This window comes from Microcoleus sp. T3_D1 (assembly GCF_036700405.1).
Classification (GTDB): domain Bacteria; phylum Cyanobacteriota; class Cyanobacteriia; order Cyanobacteriales; family Microcoleaceae; genus Microcoleus.
In genome coordinates this window covers 1-18,255 of record NZ_JAUBOV010000013.1, presented here as the reverse complement: position 1 = coordinate 18,255, position 18,255 = coordinate 1, and the positions used below count along the sequence as shown (strand labels likewise).

Sequence of the window (18,255 nt, the reverse complement as noted above, 5' to 3'; positions counted from 1 at the left end):
ATCGGCGGTGGTGGCACTGTAGCAGAACCAATCGGCGGTGGTGGCACTGTAGCAGAACCAATCGGCGGTGGTGGCACTGTAGCAGAACCAATCGGCGGTGGTGGCACTGTACCACAACCAATACTTGGGAGTCCAGGCATTGTTATTAGTCCGGCATCGGGATTAGTAACTACAGAAGCAGGTGGCACAGACCAATTCACCATCAGACTCAACCGCCCACCTACTGCTGATGTGAAAATTGGTTTGCGTAGCAGCAATGAGGCAGAGGGAGTAATTTCAACGGACTCGATTACCTTCAATTCTGTTAATTGGAATCAGTGGCAGCCGATTACGATAACTGGTGTGGACGATAAGCGTCCAGAATTCGATCGCGATAAGAATTATCAGATTGTGACTGCGCCTGCTGTCAGTGCGGATAGTGACTACAACGGCCTCAATGCACCGGATGCCCTTGTTGTTAACAGGGATAACGAGATATCGAGCTTTAATAACGAATTTAACAACAATCTACCCCAATCCTTTACGGAGGTGGCTTACAGCTTTACCAGCAACGAACTCGATCTGAAAATACCTGGTTATGTTGGCGCTAATGCGTGGGGAGACTACGACAATGACGGTGATTTGGATCTCTTGGTCATGGAAGGAGGTAGTGTACAAAACAACTACTCATTTTCTTTTCCCCGATCGCAATACACCCCGAAAGTGTACAGCAACGACAACGGTAGCTTTACACCAGTTGATATAGGCCTGCCTACCGTTTACGGAGGTTTGCTTCAGGAAAATGGGAAAGAGCATAATTCCAAGCCTTCTGCTACGTGGGGAGACAGCGACAATGATGGCGATCTCGATATCTTACTCATAGGCGTAAGAAAAGAGATAAACTCCTCTGGTACGGAGAGCTATATCCCCACCACAACACTGTGGGCGAACCCAAAGATTGAGAACAATCGACCCCCTAACTCAACCGGGGACACCACTAAATTTGCTCCAGCGGCAAGGCTGCCTGGTATGTTCAACGGTTCTGCTGATTGGGGAGACTACAACAACGATGGCAGAAAGGATCTTGTACTCACAGGCGACACGAGTTCAGGCTACATCACCAAAGTGTTCCGCAATGACCGCATTGACTTTGGCGGTGGCATTCCCTTTAACTACGGCATTCGCTTTGAAGAGGACACTGAGGTTAGCTTGCCCGGTGTGATTGGCAATGCTGCTTGGGGAGACTACAACAACGATGGCAAACCCGATATCTTGGTGGCAGGCGAAACTGCCGGTTCAGCATACGTCGCAAAATTATATAGCAATACTGGTAATGGATTTACCGAGGAGAGAAATCCACTGCTGCAAAATCAAAACAACCTCAACCAACCTATTACTTACGGCGCTTGGGGAGACTCCAACAGTGATGGACAACTGGATATCTTGCTTACAGGTACAAAGCAGGGTCCTAGCTTTACCAGGGTGCTTCTGAACAACAGCAACTATCAAGAGACTAAATTTGAGGATCGTCTGATTCCATCGGGGCCTAATGCTGGTTTCGGTGCTTGGGGAGATGAAGACAATGATGGTGATCTCGATATTCTGCTGACACAAACGGATTCTGGTAAAGGTGTCGCCAAAGTTTACCGAAATGAGTCAGACTCTTTTGAACCCATCGACGATCCAACGCTACCTAATAATGTTTACGGTCCAACTTCTTGGGGAGACTACAACAAAGACGGCAGACTCGATATTGCACTCACGACAAGAGATGATTCATCTTTTCCGGGTGGCAGCTTTGTCAAAGTCTACCGCAACGATACTCCTGATGCGAACACACCACCCTCTACACCTCAACCTCAATTTTTACAGTCTATTAATACTCCAGAAGGAGTTTTATTAACTTGGCGCCCAGCAGAGAGTAGTACCTCCATCGACTCTAAAACTCCCGATCGGGGTTTAAGCTACAATCTGAAAGTTTGGGCTACTCCTCCCAATCCCAACGCTGGTGATCAGCCCCCCATTACAGAGTACATTGTTGGCCCCATGTCCGGTGATAACGGAACTCGGCAAGTAGTGCAGTTGGGAAATGTCAACCAACCGAGGGACTACTTATACGGGGAGTACAGTTTTCTGCTGAAGCCAGATTACTTAATCCCTGCCCCGTCTTACGATCCTAATTATTCTTACAATCCACAAACTTATGAATGGAGTGTACAGGCGATCGACAGTGCTTGGGCTGGTTCACCGTTTGTCAAGGGACCAACTTTTACAGCCCCTCCTGAGTCCAATCTCAAACCAACCGTCACCATCAGCGCTACAGATCCCAATGCGGCGGAAATAGCTCTCAAGTACCCAGAAGAAGCACCGAATCCCGGAAAATTCACCATTACCCGTACTGGTGGCAGCCTAGTTAAGCCGCTGGATGTCTACTACAGCTTGGATATATTCGATAATCTAAGCTACACTCCTAAACCCGGAACTGCTATACCCGGTATGGATTACGAATTGTTTTCCGAGTCGGACCCCAGTCTGCCATTCAAACCCCGTCAGCCGTTGCCTGTCAACCAGTATGGCTGGAACATTATCACCATTCCAGCAGGTAAACGCAGCGTCAACATAGATGTCGATGTCCGCGACGGCATCGTTGACGACATCCTAGTAGAAGGCGACGAACAGGTGGTTATTACGTTAGATCCTTTCTACAACGATCCCAACAAGGTGAAGATAGGCGAGTCCTCTAGTGCTACTGTGACGATCGCGGACAACGACCCCAACACCCCGCCTGTCCTCAACTACGGCCCCGATACAACCCCTTGGCATTACGAGTCCAAAACTGTAAGCAACAGCCCATCGACATTCAACTACCAATTTCCGTCGAACACTTTCACAGATCCCGATCTAGGTGACACGCTTACCTACACAGCAACTCTTGAAAATGGCGATCCTTTACCTGATTGGCTCATTTTCGATCCAGATACTCGCACTTTCAATGGCACAAATTCTCAACCTCAAGATTTCAATATTAAGTTAATAGCAAGAGACAGAGCCGGTGCAACTGCCAGCGATACGATCCAACTGATTATGAATGACAGCCGCTTTGAAGGTACTGTCATTGACGGTTATATCTCCGGTGCAACCCTCTTCCTAGACGCCAACAAAAACGGCATCAAAGACACCAACGAACCATCCACCACAACCGATTCCGGCGGTAAATTCAATCTCAACATCCCCTTCGAGATTTTCGACACCAATAAAAACGGAGAAATCGACCCATCAGAAGGCAATCTAGTAGCCACAGGAGGCATTGACACCGCCACCGGCTTACCCCTAGAAACACCAGTCACCGCACCCCCAGATTCTAGTGTAGTCACCCTCCTAACCAGCTTAATCGCCGACTTAATCGACAAAGGAATTGAACCAGAAGAAGCCCAATCTTTAGTCAAAGCCGCCCTTTCTCTCCCCGCTGAAGTTGACCTAACTAGCTTAGATCCAATCTTAGCTACCAATAACAACCAGCCAGGGGGAGTCGAAGTCTTATCCGCAATGGTGAAAGTCCAAAACTTCATCACCCAAGCCAGCGCTTTGATTGACGGTGCTTCCAGTGCAGTCAATACCGATATTGTCAAAGCTGTTGTCAGTTCAATTACGGCTCAAATTCAATCCGGTACAGTCTTAAACCTCAGCAATGCCGCAGCCTTAGAACCAATCATTCAGCAAGCAGCCGCGAAAATCCAGCAAATAGACCCCAGTTTCAACACTCAACAAGTCAGCCAAATTACCTCGCAATCCGCGACAGTAATGGCAACAGCCAATCAGCGCATTGATGTCGCCGTCTCCAACCCAACAGCAACATCAATTCCTGAATCACTTGCCCGCCTCCAACAAGTAGCCTTGGGCCCAACAACTCAAGAATTCAAAGAAGTTGGTACAGGAAATAAACCCATTTCCCAGGTAGTAGCTGACAATACTGGTACTGCTTTAGATAGCAGAGTTGAAGCTGTAGAATTGCCGACTGGGATTGCAACTCCTGTTGTCAGCGGCGATGCTGATTTGGGCAGCAATTCCCCCAATGCAATTCTCGGTACAAATGGCGACGATATCCTGACTGGCGACAGCGGCAATAATGTCTTGATGGGGATGAGGGGCAATGATTCCCTCGATGGAGTTCTGGGGAATGACACTATTTTTGGTGGCAAAGGTAGCGATACAATCCTGGGAAGTAGCGGTGATGATGTCTTATTTGGCAACCGTGGTGCTGACATCTTGAATGGCGATGATGGTAATGATATGCTTTACGGAGGTAAGGGAGATGATTTACTCAATGGCGGTTTGGGAATTGATACTTTGGTAGGAGGAATGGGATTAGATAAATTCCTACTATCTACCAATTCCGGTACTGATACGATTACTGATTTTGAAGTCGGTAAAGATTTGTTAGTAGTGGGTAATGGGTTGAGTTTCTCGCAATTGGCAATTGCTCAAGATAGCGGTGCAACTTTAATCCGGTTGGCACAAACAGGGGAAGTTTTAGCTTCTCTGGGTGGTGTTTCTGCTAACAGTATTAGTGCTGCTAATTTCGGATTGATTTGAGATTGGGTAGGGAAACGGCATTGCCCATTAGTGTCAACTTAAGCTTTTAGTCCGTTAGTCTTCTCGCTCATCCGTCAGTCCGCCAGGGGTTGAAACCCCTGTCTAATAGCTAAAGTCCTCGCTATGAGGACTAATGAGTTCTTCAGTCCTCATAGCGAGGACTTTAGCTTTGAGACAGGGAATTCATTCCCTGTCGGACTATCGGTTTTACCTTAACTTGTCACAAATGGTTATATCCGATCGCCCAATCGGGCAATTTCATCATCCAATCCGGTTGATTTTACCCATTACCCGAAATCAGGATACGGCAGTGCCATGTCCCTACAATCGATCGCGTGATGCTTACATCCGAGGCGGTTAATGATTATTTTAGGGTAGGGAAACTGTATTGCCGTTTCCAGAGTTGCCGTGTTATTGATGGTTAGATCTGAGATTTTGCACAATTTTCCATCATCCTTTTATGAACACGCAAGATGCCTGTTCCACAAAAAAAATTATCTCTTGTGGAACGGGCATCTTGCCCGTTCTTCAGAATGATGCAAGATGTGAGTTATATCCTACCTTTCATATCAGCATCGCTGATATCGCATTCCCGGTAACTGCGAAACTAATCCCAACAATTCCAACTGCAAAAGTATACTAGAAACTGTTCCTGCTTCTAATCCCGCTGCTTCCACAATTACATCAAAAGAAATCGGCCCAGATACGATCGCACCTAACACCTTAGCCAATTCCGGCTCCAACGGCGGCCCTTGCTTCTCCACCGTCGGATTTGGAGGAAATAGCGACAACTGCTCGGCTCTATCCAATTTTGGCATAGCTCCGAGCATTTCCAACAACCTGTCTTCGCTTAACAGTCGATCGCGACCAGGCAGAATCGGATGAGCACCTTTACTCAGCAACTCCAAACACCCAAACGAACGCTCATCATCCAATCTTGCCGTCAAAACATACACATCCCGGCAAAAATCATTAGCTTGATAAGCAGTAATTAAAGCACCCGATTTGTGCGGAGCTTCTATCACGATTGTAGCGCGACTTAAGCCAGCAATTATGCGATTTCGGCGCGGAAAATTAGTTTTATTCGGTTGAGTTCCCGCCGGATATTCGCTAATTACCAATCCCTGCTGCAAAATGCGATCGCACAACCTCTCATTTTGTTTAGGATATACAATATCTACTCCCGTCCCCACCACTGCGAAAGTCCTTCCTCCCGCCTCCAAACAGCCTGTATGAGCCTCTGTATCAATGCCCGCAGCCAATCCCGAAACCACAGTAAAACCGCTTCTAGCCAAAGCCGTACTAAATTTGCGAGTCCACCTTCTGCCGTATTCCGAAGGGCTGCGAGTACCAACTATTGCCACTGTCGGCGTAATTCCTTGATTCTCTTTTACATCAACTAAACCGCGATAATACAACACTGGTGGCGGATTGGGAATTTCCAATAATAAGCGGGGATAATCTGGATCGGCGGGCGTCCAAAAACAGGGATTTTTTATAAGATGTTTTTCGATAAATTCTTCAGGATTAAGTTTAGTTCGTTCTTGGGAAATTGTTTCAATTATCTGCTTACCAAACCCTTCGACTCGCATGAAATCTACTGGTTTTGCCGTCCAAGCTTCTGCCAAACTATTGAAATTTTGGTGCAATCTTTGCAACAAAATCGGCCCGATACCGTTAATTTGCGACCATGCTAACCAGTAAGCGCGTTCTTCTAGCAACGAGTTACCCTCAACTTATCTGAGAATAATTTTATCATCTTCGGTTGAATATAGTAGGGAAACGGCACTGCCGTGTCCTCTATTTCTTGGGTGGGGAAACGGCACTGCCGTGGCCTGTATTTTCACAGATAGCCTGGTACAGAAATAGCACTGCCGTGTCCTGTATTTACACGGATTTCAAACTGTTATATAAATATTTTTTTACGAACCGCGAAGGCGCGAAGAATGCGAAGGGAATTAATACCAATTTTTTATGAGGCCCCGTAGAATCTGATCCCCCCTAACCCCCCTTAATAAGGGGAGTAGGGGGTGGGACAAGATTATTCTCAAAGTCAACCCCTACTCCCCAACAACCAGAGGGATTTAGGGGGATCGAGATATGTGCAACTTCACATTAAATTGGTATAAGAAGGATGTTGACAATTACTGGCTAGGTTTTCCAATCTACAAAACGGGCATAAATATAAGCAATAACTTCTCCGATCACAGTGCGAAAACCTTCGCTGGATTTCCACCATTCTTGGGAATTGTAATCTTGCGGTTCCGCCGCTATAATCCCGACTTTAATCTCAGGATTCAGCACTTCTTTGAAAACAATCCAACTTCTGCGGGCGTGAGGGCCAAAAGAATAAAGATTAATTGACTCAACTTTTATGGCAGAAGCAGCCAGCCAATCGCGAAGTGCGATCGCAGAAGCAGCAGTGCGGTGTTTGACAACACTCGCTGCTGGTACTGCTACTACTTTGTTTTTATCAAATCCTAGCGCAATACAAGTCGCGGCAGTTAGTGCAGCATAATTTTTATATTCAGCAAGATAGAAGCCTTTACTTAAAGGAGCTCCTGTGGTAATTAATTGGCGGTATTCGCCTTTTTTGAATTCGGCGATCGCACTTTCGATCGCATAATCCGGCAACCAGCCTTCGACAACCAATATATCTGCTTTAATCGGCGCATTTACCGCCAAAAATGGATGGATATTTGTGAGAATTAAGATCATTGCAATTATTAATCCCATCAGAGCAATTACCCAACCTTCCTTGGTAACTGCCCACATTTCTCGACGGCGGATTAGACGAATTCTCATTTTAACTCGATCTAGATGTTTTCGGGTATGGAGGCAGATTCGGCTAGACTGGGGAAGAGGGAAATACTGGGAAAGTGATAGAATTTCCCAATGCCCAATGCCCCATTCCCAATGCCCCATTCCCAAATTATTGGTGTTTCAGATACTCAAAAACGCTTTTATCCCCGATATCCTGCGGCATCGGTTGAAAAAACTTGCGTACAGCAAAGATGATAAACAAAGCCGCCCAAACTGCCAGCAAAAATTGTTCATTTTCGGCTGACAAAAAACCGAAAATATGTCCTAAAATTAAGAGAGGAACTCCCGGAGTCAAAAACTTAGTTTCGAGGCGATTAAAGCAGAATGCTTCCTTAAAATAAATGCCATTTAAGGCCGCAAAAGTAAAGCCAATTCCCCACAACGTCGCGGGATGTTCGTACACTGCTAAAGCTAAGGGTTCGCTGCTTTGTAGGGCGACAAACAATGCTGCCGCGCCGCCGATCGCCCAAAACGCCTGTAGTGTTCGGTGTAGCGCAATCATGTAAATGTGAATAGTTGCTAAGCTGACGCCTAAAGCTATCCAGAAACAAGCAAAAACAGGCGTTACAGCTTGGATTGCCATCGGGTTGTCGCCCTGTTGTAGCACCAGAGTAGCGCCGATCGCAAAACACAGCGCCGCCACCCCCAATCCAGCGCGGTAAATCAACACTCCCGTGCGATCGTTTTGAGTAATCGTAAATTCGCCGAATTGTCCTTGATAGACTGGCGATTCATCAGGTGATTTCAGTAGTTGCATTACAGCTTCCTCCTATCAGACACGAATGTACTTCTGCCAAGATATACTTTATTGATAAACCGATCCAGCGAGACCTAGCGATGCCTAAATTTAACAAGCCTAAACTTAACCAGCCTAAAGTTAACAAGTCTAAAGTCAACCAATCTCAATTGGACGATCGCCCCGATCAAAGCCAATCCCTTTCTTCAGAATCCGAACTTCCTCCAGTTCAGCTTGATGAAACCATTGTAGCAGGCAGAAGACCGAAACCGGTAAACGACTTTCAGCGCCTGCTGGAGGAATTATCCGAATTGAGAGCGGGGTTCGATCCAGAAATGTTAGCTCATCTCGATAAAAATATCCCATTTAATACCCAGCAATTTGAAACGAAAATCAGCAAAATTTTGGGATCAAAAAATATTGATGTCAGCCTAAAAAATTCCGTCAAATATCTAAATTACATCAAGCAAAATATTCAACTCCCCTGCCACGTTACCGGCATAGAAGAGTTTGAATGGGAAGAAGAATATACAATGGGTTCGGGCAGCAAAAAAGAATATGCACGGCTCAAAAAAACTCAACCTTCTTATACTGATAGATTCACCATTAATCGGTTGGAGGATTTGGTGGTTCAGGAAGAAGGCATATTTGTGGAAGTGCAGCGCGTCGGCGATCGCCAAAAGTTTATGTTGCCTTTATCTGAGTTAGAATCAGTTGATGTAACCTCCCGCAACAATCAGTTATTAGATGATTATGCCGTGTGGTTTATCAATTATTAAGGAAGAGTGGAAAAGTGAAAAATTGGGGGAGGGGAAGAGGGGAAGAGTGGGAGAAGGAGAGAGTGGGGGATGGGAAAAATCTTCCTTCTTCCTTCTTTTTGACATCCGTTACATCCGCCCTTGCGAATCCGTTGCCGAACTTCCTCCTTCCCTCTCCCTGACATCCGTTACATCCGTTACATCCGCCCTTGCGAATCCGTTGCCGAACTTCCTTCTTCCTTCTTAATTAAATTGAAGCCGACAAGTGCGATCGCGAAACCAAAGCCAAAGCTTCAACCAAACTGCGAACAGCCGCAATCATCGCCACTTCGCTATTAAGTTGGCTGACAGCAGAACCGACACCAACACCCGCAGCACCGGCTCCAATAGCGAGGGGTGCGGTGACGCTGGAGATACCGGAAGCGCAGAGTACGGGGACGGATACGGCGCGGGAAATTTCAAAGGCTGCGGCCAAAGTAGGCGCTGCTTTTTCAATTAATCCCAAGGTGCCGGCGTGAATTGGTTGGGCGCTGGTGCCACCTTCTGTTTGAATGATGTTAGCGCCAGCTTTGACTAATTCAATTGCTAATTGCACTTGTTTGTCGAGTACCAAAATGTGGGGAACTGTCACAGAAAGAGTGATGTTCGGAAATAGCGATCGAGTTTCGCGAGTCAACTGCAAAACTTCCTCAGCTTCAAAGCGGCGGCCTACTGCGTAGAAAGCATCAAAGTTACCAATTTCAATCAAATCAGCACCAGCTTCTACCGCAGGCACAAACTTTTCCGGTTCCACAGCCGATACACAAATTGGCAAATTTGTCAACTGTTTTGCCATCAATACCAAATCGCGATCGGCAGCAATATCGACAAAGGAAGCACCGCCGATATCCGCTGCTTTGACGACAGCCGCAACGTTGGCGGCATCAAAATTATTTAAACCGCTGATAATTTTCAGGGCGCGACCTTGCTCAAAAGCGCGCTGCAATTTAGAATTTACACTCATCGTTAGTTTTCCAACTCAAAAAATTTCTTAGACTCATTTTGACACAAATTAGAAGAATTTTTGATTTTTAATTCTTAATTTTTAATTACTTCCCGGCTGTCGAAATTTGTAAACATCTTTGATAACTTGTGCCCAGCCGCCAGAGAGAGATTCGAGAATACGAGCTCCCTTTTCTTTCGTCGCCGCCGTCGCATCGCCCAACACACCGCTTTGTGTCAACTCTCGCGTCAGCCAAGCAAAAGGCAAATTCCCTTCCATACTCAGCAAACTGTCTGTTGGTAAACCCTGCGGGTACTCGCAAACAGCCAGTTCCATTTTCACCTGTTCGGGCAAAATTGACAACATCAAACTCGTTTCTGCATCACCTGCGTGAATTCCCAACTCCAACTCTTTCGCAGTTAATAATTCAGAAGCCACATTCGGAACCCGCCACACAAACAGCGGAAAAACAGAGAAATCCTGATATTTTTGATGAATATCCCGCGCCGCAATTTCCATCACCTGCGGCTGTCCGCCGTGACCATTCATTAACACTAATTTACGAAATCCCGCCTGATAAATACTCTCCGCAATTTCACTGATTACTGCTAAAAGTGTCTGAGCACTGAGCATAATTGTACCGGGAAAATGGCAGTGTTCGTTTGACTTTCCGTAGTAAAGAGTTGGCAAAGCATAAGCGGGAATATTTGCCTCTAACTTGGCCAGGGCTTTGCCTGTCACCGCCGCGCTAATTGCCGCATCTACAATTAAAGGCAAATGGGGGCCGTGCTGTTCGATCGCACCTAGCGGCTGAATTATCACAGTATTTTCTTTATCCGGCATAGACTGAATTTCTGTCCAAGTCAGATATGGAAAAAAGCGCGATTCTGGAATAAAATTGTGCATATTACGATTCTACAAGCTCAAGGGCAAAAGTTATGAACACATTTGAGCGCCTAAAGATCGAGGGGTTTCGCCGTTTGTTTTCGGCAGAGGTGGAAATGCGAGATCTGACAGTGATGATTGGTGCTAACGGTGTTGGGAAAAGTTCTTTCTTAGAAATATTCTCACTTTTAGCAGCATCAGCGAACGGTCAGTTACAGTCCAAAATTTCCGAGTTGAGCGGTCTAACTCAGATGGTAACATTAGACCGGGCTGATAGCGTGTCAATCTCCTTATCAATGCCTATAGAGAATCAGGAACCCCTTAACTATTCTCTGAAACTTGCAACCAAAGGTCAATTCTATGAAATTGGTTCAGAAACTCTAATCCAACAGCGCGATCCCAATGCTTCTCAACCTTTTAAGTATATTGAATCTCGCGGTTTAGATGTCAAATATTTCAGTCCAGACGATGAAAAGCTACTACGTCCAAACTGGCAGTACAATCCTTTGGAAAGCTCACTCGCTCAGGTTCCTAAGATGTATCGGGAACCAGAAACATTGAGGCAGCACTTAGCTTCATGTAGCTTTTATAAGGCTTGGGAGTTGAATCTTTCCCCTCAAAGTCCTATACGTTTACCTCAATCTATGCGTCCTGCAACTTTGCCCGGTACCAAGGGAGAAGATTTAGTTTCATGCCTTTATTATCTGCGAGAAACAGATCCAAATCGATTTGAAATTATTCAAGATACACTGGCTGCAGCTTTTCCTGATTTTGAAAGGTTGAGTTTTCCGCCAGTAGCAGCCGGAACTTTAGCAATGACTTGGAAGGATCGAAATTTTTCTCATCCTTTTTATATGCACCAACTATCCGAGGGAACGCTGCGATTTCTCTGGTTAATCACCTTACTGCAAAGTCGAGATTTGACCGCTGTCACGCTGATTGATGAGCCGGAAGTTAGTTTACATCCAGAGTTGTTACAACAACTAGCTCATGCTATGAGAGAAGCTTCTCAAAGAACTCAACTAATTGTAGCAACTCATTCAGATAGACTGATCGGATTTTTAGAGCCTAAAGAGGTGCTTGTCTGCAATACTGAAGATGGATTAACAACTCTAACTTGGGCTGACTCTATAGACTTAGAACACTGGTTAGAAGATTATAGCTTGGATCAGCTTTGGGCAATGAATATCATTGGAGGCAGACCGTGAAGATTGCCATCATAGTAGAAGGAAAAACAGAAACAGCTTTTATGCCTATATTGCGAAAATTTTTGGAATCGCGTTTGCAGCAAATGCCAAAACTCGATACTAAACCTCAACACGGTCGCATTCCTAAAGAAGACAAGCTAAAGCGTGTAGTTGAAAATTTTTTAGGAAAAGATGGTTATGATGCTGTAATTGCATTAACAGATGTTTATACAGGAACTAAAGATTTTAAAGATGCAGGAGACGCTAAGGCTCAAATGAAAAAATGGGTGGGGGAAAATCCTAAATTTTATCCCCATGCAGCTTCCCATGACTTTGAAGCTTGGCTGTTACCTTTTTGGTCAAAAATTCAGCAAATATCAGGAGGCAATAGAGCCGTTCCTAGCGGTTCTCCTGAACTGGTCAATCACAATAATCCACCTTCTTATCGGATTAAAGAAATATTTGAACAGGGAAAACGTCGCAGTTATGATAAAGCACGGGATGCCAAAAGAATATTAGAGGGACAAAATCTCATGGAGGCTGCCGCAGTCTGTCCAGAATTAAAGGCTTTTCTGAATACTATTTTATCTCTTTGTGGGGGCGAATTGATTCCTTGACCCCGCCCAAAAACGGATACGAGCCCGCGATTCCTGTTGTGGAAAAAGCGAGATTTTAGACCAAGCTCTGGCGCGGGTTTCACACCTTGCTCGCTATATGTATATACTGTGCTGTGCGGTCACGCAAGCACTCCTAAACAACGCTTTTTACTTTCCCAAGAGCTCCTCCTATCATCAAGCGTGCAAGCTTTCACTCTTCGTGCGAGCATCCCGATCGCTAAAAATATATAAAGCGATCGGGATGCTCGCACTCCTAAAAAACGCTTTTTACAAAATAGGACGGCTCCCAATCAACTAGCCTGAAAACTAAAAAGTAATTTCCCAGATAGATCGCATATTCTGTATGTGGGTAGAGCCTATAATATAGCAGATGCTTTAATAGCGCGCTGATAATATACGCTCGCCAGCTCAGACCGAAAGACATAGAGACGACTAATTGATGGAAGCTTGGCAAACCCCACAAACTCATTTAACCGACATTCCGATCGCCGATGAACTGTCGCGCCGCATCCCTCGATCGCACGATTGCAAAGCAGAAAACCGAGCGCTGCAAACGCTGGCTAGACAACTGGCAACCTCACCCCACACCCTGCTCAAAACACTGGTGGCGATCGCTCAAGATTTGTGCGGCGCAGGAAGCGTCGGAGTCTGCTTGCTAGAAGAAAATGCAACTTCCGAACAAATATTTCGCTGGGAGGCCTTGGCGGGCGCGTGGGAAGTCACAGAGCACAGAAACACACCCCGCACATTGCGTTGGTCGGGAGCAGGCCTAGATCGCCAAACTCCCCAGCTTTACTTCGCTCCCGAACAATACTTCACCGACTTACAGCAGCTAGAAAAGCCGATCGCCGAAGCGTTAGTCGTGCCGCTGCAAGTAGAAAATCAACCGCTGGGGGCAATATGGATTGTATCTCACGAGGACGATCGCCAGTTCGATGCCGAAGACTTGCGGATCGCGATCGCCCTAGCAGACTTTGCCGTTGCCGCCGTACAAATCGATCGCGCCAATCGAACCAAAGAAGCTTTGCGACAAAGCGAAGAACGCTGGCAGCTAGCCTGTGCCGGCAACAACGACGGCATTTGGGATCACAACCTGCAAACAAATTGCTCTGTAGTGAGCGATCGCTTTTTAGAGATTTTGGAACGTAGGCCCGAAGAAGTCAAAAACTTCAGCCAATATTTGAGCTACATTCATCCCGATGATGTGGAGATAATGCAAAGCAATTGGCAGCAGCACTTGCATCGAGAAACCTCACATTACTGCTGCGAGTACCGCGTTCGCTGTCCCGACGGGCGCTACAAATGGATTTTAGCCAGAGGGCGAGCAATTTGGGACGAGTCAGGCAATCCCTTGCGGGCCGTGGGCTCCCTCACAGATATCAGCGATCGCAAACAAACTGAAATTGCCTTGAAACAAAGCGAAGAACGTTTGAGCGTCGCCATCGAAGGCTCAGGCATGGCAACCTGGGATTTTGACGTGCGAACAAATCGAGTAATTTGGTCGGCGACCCATTTCAGCATTTTGGGCTGCGAACAGACACCGGGCGGCGAAGTAAGCGTAGCTGTGTGGCAAAACTGCGTGCATCCAGACGACTTAAAGCAAGTCCTGCAGGCAATAGAAACAGCTAGGCAAACGAGATCGCTCTACTCCCCCGAATACCGGATCATCCGGGCCGACACACGAGAAATCCGCTGGTTGAGCGCGTTCGGGCGCTATCTCTACGACGCCGCAGGCGAAGCAGTGCGGTTTATCGGAGTATTATTTGATGCTACCGATCGCAAAATGGCCGAACTGGCCTTGCAAGAAAGCAACAATCGCTTTCATTTAGCTACAAGGGCGATCGACGGCATGGTGTTTGAGTGGGATTTCGCATCGAACTCAGTTTACCGTTCCGAGGGACTGTCCTCGATCGTCGGTGTCTGCCCAGAGGATGCATCGGCAACAGCAGAGTGGTGGAGAGAACGCATCCATCCCGTCGATTTGGCACGCATCCAAGCCGGGGGGCAATCAATCTTGAATATTCCCGATCGCTATGAAATCGAGTACCGAGTTCAGCACGAAGACGGGCGCTGGATCGATGTTTGGGAGCGCGGCTGTTTGATCCGCAACCAGCAAGGCGAAGTGACCAAAGTTGTCGGCTTCACAAGCGACATTACCCAGCGCAAACAAACAGAAGCAGCACTGTGCGATCGTGAAACCCACCTGCAGTTGATTCTCGACAGCGCCAAAGACTACGCCATCATCACCCTCGACACCGGCGGACACGTTACCAGTTGGAACGCAGGGGCCCAGAGATTGCTGGGCTATTCCGAAGCTGAAATCGTCGGGCAAGACGGACGAATCATCTTCACCCCAGAAGACTCAGCAGCCAGAAAGCCGGAAGCAGAAAGGCACAGCGCCCTGACGAAGGGAAGAGGAGAAAACGAGCGCTGGCACGTCCGCAAAGACGGCAGCCGCTTTTGGGGCAGCGGGCTGGTGAGGCCCCTGCGCGACGCAGCAGGCGAGGTGCAAGGTTTCCTGAAAATCATGCAGGACAAAACCGAGCGGCGGCAAATAGAAGAAGCACTGCGGCACAGCGAAAATCTCTACCGCACCCTCGCCGATGGCGTCCCGGAATTAATGTGGATCAACACCGCCGACGGCAGGTTAGAGTTTTGCAACCAACACTGGAAAAACTACACGGGCATGATGCCAGAATTGCCGCTGGCTGCGCCGGTGCTGCAATTATTTCATCCTGACGATCTGCCAGCAGTTGTCGCCACGCGCACTCCTGCGATTGCAGCAGGGGAAGCCTACGAATTCGAGTGTCGGGTACGCAGGTTTGATGGTAATTACCGCTGGCATCTAGCGCGACTTGTTCCCGTCAAAGACAGGGGGGGAAAGGTGGTGCAATGGGCTGGTATCGGCATTGATATTGACGATCGCAAACGAGCAGAAGAAAGCTTAGCAGAAAGCGACCGCCGCTTTCGCTTCCTGGCTGAGTCGCTGCCCCACCTGATTTGGAACGTAACCTCCGCCGGGGAAATTCGCTTTACCAATCAACAAAAATGGTCGGAATATCTGGGAATGTCTTACGAGGAAGCAGCGAGAAACAATTGGGAATCCCTAGTCCCGCCCTCGGATTTGGCAGAATCTTGGGCCCGCTGGCAAGAATGTCTAACCAGCGGAGAAGTTTATCAACTCGAGCTGCGCCTCCGGCGGGCAGCAGACCAAATGGAACGCTGGCATTTGTCCCGCGCCGTGCCAATTCGCGACGCAGGGGGCGAAATTGTCGAGTGGATCGGCACGAATACTGATATTCACGATCGCAAACAAGCCCAACTCAACGAGCAGTTTCTCTCCGAGCTCGAAGTCCGCTTGCGGCAGGGCATCAACCCCGCAGAAATGTTGTCGGAAGCGATGAACAGTCTGGGAGAATATTTAAAGGTCGATCGCTGCGTGTGGCACGAAATCGATGTAGAAGCCGATCGGGCAATTGTCCGGCAAGACTGGCACCAGTCCGACTTGGCCAGCACCGTCGGCACCTATCAAATCTCAGACTTTAAGACGGCAGAACTGAAAGCTCTGTCTATGGCAGGTCAAACCCTTGTCATCTCAGATATCGCTAATCACCCCCATACAGCGCATTTATTCGATAACTACGGTGCCGTCTCGATTCGTGCTTTGGTCGATGTTCCCTGCCTTCAGGAAGGGCGCTGGGTGGCTCTTTTGCTGGTGACATCAAAGGTGGTTCGGCACTGGCGGCCCGATGAAGTTTGGCTGATGCAAGAAGTGGTGGCTCGCCTCTGGGCGGTGATCCTGCACGCGCGAGCCCTGCATGAGCTGCACGAAAGCGAGGCTCGGTTCCGCGCTCTAGCTGACAACATCGCTCAGTTGGCATGGATGACAGATCCTACTGGCTCGATTTTCTGGTACAACCAGCGCTGGTTTGACTACACCGGCACCACCCTAGAAGAAATGCTAGGCTGGGGCTGGCAAAAGGTGCACCACCCGGAACACCTCGATCGCGTTGTCGAAAAATTTAGGCGCTGCATTGAAACAGGCGAACTCTGGGAAGATACTTTCCCTTTGCGCGGCAAAGACGGATCGTACCGCTGGTTTCTCTCCCGCAGCGTGCCGATTCGCGACGATGGAGGCCAGGTGCTGCGCTGGTGTGGCACCAACACTGATATTACCGATCGAAAAGTTGCAGAAGCAGAACGGGAACGCCTTCTAGCACGGGAAAAGGCAGCGCGGGAAGAAGCAGAACAGGCTAACCGCGTCAAAGACGAATTTTTGGCTGTTTTGTCCCACGAATTGCGGACTCCCTTAAACCCGATTGTGGGCTGGGCGAAGCTGCTTCAATCGAATCTTCTGACACCCCAAAAGCAGCGTTACGCCTTAGAGACGATCGAGCGCAACGCCAAACTGCAAACCCAGCTTATCGAAGATTTGCTCGATGTGTCGGGGATTCTGCAAGGCAAGGTCAGCTTGAATATTGCACCTGTGGATTTAGCCGGGGTCATCGGCGCCGCTATTGAAACGGTGCGTCTGGCGGCGGAAGTCAAGTCGATTCAAATCAGCACTCAATTTGCACCGAATCTCGGCCCGGTGTTGGGCGATGCGGGCAGACTTCAGCAGGTAGTCTGGAATTTGCTGTCAAATGCCGTCAAGTTCACCCCGCCGTCCGGCAAAATTGAAGTCGTTCTCGATCGGGTGGACACCAACGCCCAAATTACTGTAACTGATACGGGAAAAGGTATCGAACCTGATTTTCTGCCCTATGTATTCGACTACTTCCGGCAAGCTGACAGCTCGATGACGCGCAAGTTTGGCGGATTGGGTTTAGGATTGGCGATCGTCCGCCATCTCCTCGAACTCCACGGCGGCACGGTGAAATCGGAAAGTGCAGGCGAAGGACAAGGCGCGACATTTACAGTCAGGATACCCCTGATGCCCGTGCAACCTCAGACAAGTCTTGCTGCTGCTGGGCCGGAGCAATCCTTCAATTTGAGCGGTATCAAGGTGTTAGCCGTAGATGATGATGCCGATGCGCTAGATTTAGTGGTTTTTCTGCTTGAGGATTGTGGGGCAAGCGTTACAGCAGTTTCTAACGCGGCCGATGCCTTGGCGGTTTTAACTGAGTCTGTGCCGGATTTGCTGTTGAGCGATATAGGAATGCCTGATACCAACGGTTATCTGTTGCTGCGGCAGGTTCGGGCTCTGCCGCCCGACAAAGGGGGACTGGTTCCGGCGATCGCCCTCACGGCTTATGCTGGAGAAATTGACTATCAGCAGGCCCTGGCTGCGGGGTTCGGGCGCCACATTTCTAAGCCTTTAGACCCCGACAAGTTGGTGCAGGCAATTTGGGAGGTAGTCGATCGATCGGGCAAAAACATTGTTTAAAGTATTTTTGTGTCGGAAAAGTCTTTATTTAATGAACCGCGAAGACGCAAAAAACGCGAAGGAATAAAGGAAGAAAAAAGGAAAAAGTTAATAATTTCAACTCCGGTTATATCTGAAATACTGCACCCTTCTCACTAATGATTTTATTGAGTGGCTATGAGCAACGGCCCGCAAGAAAATTCACTCTTTGTGGAAGCGGGCGGAAAGCCTGTTCATAAAAATGGTGCAATAGTTGATACTCCCCATGCCGTGCATGCGAGGGGATTCTTGAAGAACCCAGAGTCGGATTTTCAAAGGCGCTATCAATTC

11 protein-coding genes are annotated in these 18,255 nt (G+C 47.9%); 6 read left to right on the top strand and 5 right to left on the bottom strand.

Going from position 1 to position 18,255, the window contains the following annotated elements; all coding sequences use genetic code 11:
- Positions 1 to 4,572: FG-GAP-like repeat-containing protein (locus QT992_RS08575; protein WP_333376824.1), on the top strand; the 4,572-nt coding region annotated here is incomplete at its 5' end.
- Positions 4,573 to 4,705: 133 nt separating this feature from the next.
- Positions 4,706 to 4,933, top strand: a complete 228-nt coding sequence (locus QT992_RS08570) for a hypothetical protein (protein WP_333315728.1) — start codon at positions 4,706 to 4,708, stop codon at positions 4,931 to 4,933.
- Between the two features lie 208 nt (positions 4,934 to 5,141).
- Here the strand turns inward: QT992_RS08570 and dprA are convergent, their stop codons facing one another.
- From dprA to QT992_RS08555, 3 genes are all read right to left on the bottom strand, one after another.
- Complete coding sequence (gene dprA / locus QT992_RS08565) at positions 5,142 to 6,293, bottom strand: DNA-processing protein DprA (protein WP_333315729.1); 1,152 nt, start codon at positions 6,291 to 6,293, stop codon at positions 5,142 to 5,144.
- Positions 6,294 to 6,723: 430 nt separating this feature from the next.
- Positions 6,724 to 7,377, bottom strand: coding sequence for a YdcF family protein (locus QT992_RS08560; protein ID WP_333315730.1), 654 nt, complete (start codon positions 7,375 to 7,377; stop codon positions 6,724 to 6,726).
- A 127-nt stretch (positions 7,378 to 7,504) separates the two neighbouring features.
- Entirely contained in the window at positions 7,505 to 8,152 is a 648-nt protein-coding gene (locus QT992_RS08555) for a DUF2301 domain-containing membrane protein (protein ID WP_333315731.1), read from the bottom strand.
- A gap of 80 nt (positions 8,153 to 8,232) precedes the next feature.
- Between QT992_RS08555 and QT992_RS08550 the strand changes: the two genes are divergently transcribed.
- Complete coding sequence (locus tag QT992_RS08550) at positions 8,233 to 8,910, top strand: calcium-binding protein (protein WP_333315732.1); 678 nt, start codon at positions 8,233 to 8,235, stop codon at positions 8,908 to 8,910.
- A gap of 226 nt (positions 8,911 to 9,136) precedes the next feature.
- On the opposite strand, the gene QT992_RS08545 is transcribed toward QT992_RS08550, so the two are convergent.
- Both QT992_RS08545 and QT992_RS08540 read right to left on the bottom strand, forming a co-directional pair.
- Complete coding sequence (locus QT992_RS08545; RefSeq protein WP_333315733.1) at positions 9,137 to 9,892, bottom strand: DUF561 domain-containing protein; 756 nt, start codon at positions 9,890 to 9,892, stop codon at positions 9,137 to 9,139.
- Positions 9,893 to 9,973: 81 nt separating this feature from the next.
- The gene (locus tag QT992_RS08540; RefSeq protein ID WP_333341982.1) at positions 9,974 to 10,777 is read right to left on the bottom strand and encodes a creatininase family protein; all 804 of its coding nucleotides are present in this window, start codon (positions 10,775 to 10,777) and stop codon (positions 9,974 to 9,976) included.
- A gap of 32 nt (positions 10,778 to 10,809) precedes the next feature.
- Between QT992_RS08540 and QT992_RS08535 the strand changes: the two genes are divergently transcribed.
- The 3 genes from QT992_RS08535 to QT992_RS08525 all read left to right on the top strand — a co-directional run bounded on the left by QT992_RS08535 (position 10,810) and on the right by QT992_RS08525 (position 17,946).
- Positions 10,810 to 11,964, top strand: coding sequence for an AAA family ATPase (locus QT992_RS08535; RefSeq protein WP_333288795.1), 1,155 nt, complete (start codon positions 10,810 to 10,812; stop codon positions 11,962 to 11,964).
- Positions 11,931 to 12,560 carry a DUF4276 family protein gene (locus QT992_RS08530; RefSeq protein WP_333315735.1) on the top strand — a complete coding sequence of 210 codons (630 nt, stop codon included), beginning with the start codon at positions 11,931 to 11,933 and terminating at the stop codon, positions 12,558 to 12,560. Before QT992_RS08535 ends, QT992_RS08530 begins: the two co-directional genes overlap by 34 nt.
- Before the next feature lie 439 nt (positions 12,561 to 12,999).
- Positions 13,000 to 17,946: a PAS domain-containing protein gene (locus tag QT992_RS08525; protein WP_333341979.1), complete on the top strand. Its 4,947-nt coding sequence runs from the start codon at positions 13,000 to 13,002 to the stop codon at positions 17,944 to 17,946.
- Positions 17,947 to 18,255: the final 309 nt, after the last annotated feature.